General features: G+C 55.1%; 1 pseudogene. It reads right to left on the bottom strand.

Going from position 1 to position 336, the window contains the following annotated elements:
* Positions 1-336, bottom strand: a pseudogene (locus tag JW499_RS21915) (hypothetical protein); the annotation flags it as partial.

Raw genomic sequence — 336 nt, 5'->3', positions numbered from 1 at the left:
TATAGCGCTGGATCAGGTTCCAGACCCGCTCAAACTCGTCCGGTTGCTGGCTGGTGCTGAAGCCGTGCAGGGGGATGCTATCGAAGTAGCGATGATAGCGGTGCACCAGATGCAGCTGGTAGCTGAGAATCCCCTGATGGCTGGGGCTGCTGACCAGATAGCAGTCGAACTCCGGAAAAGGATGGCTATAGAGCTCTTTATTGTTTTTATAGCGGGTGACCATGCCGGTGCTGCGGCTGAACGAAAAATGTTTGACCGCTTTCATAAACCAGGGCATGGGGAGGTAGCCATGCTCAGACGCTTCAGCGTAGCCCCAGATCAGGCCTGAAGGTAGGA

This window comes from Amphritea pacifica, from assembly GCF_016924145.1.
Taxonomy (GTDB): Bacteria; Pseudomonadota; Gammaproteobacteria; order Pseudomonadales; family Balneatricaceae; genus Amphritea; species Amphritea pacifica.
This window is presented reverse-complemented; position numbering and strand designations above follow the sequence as displayed.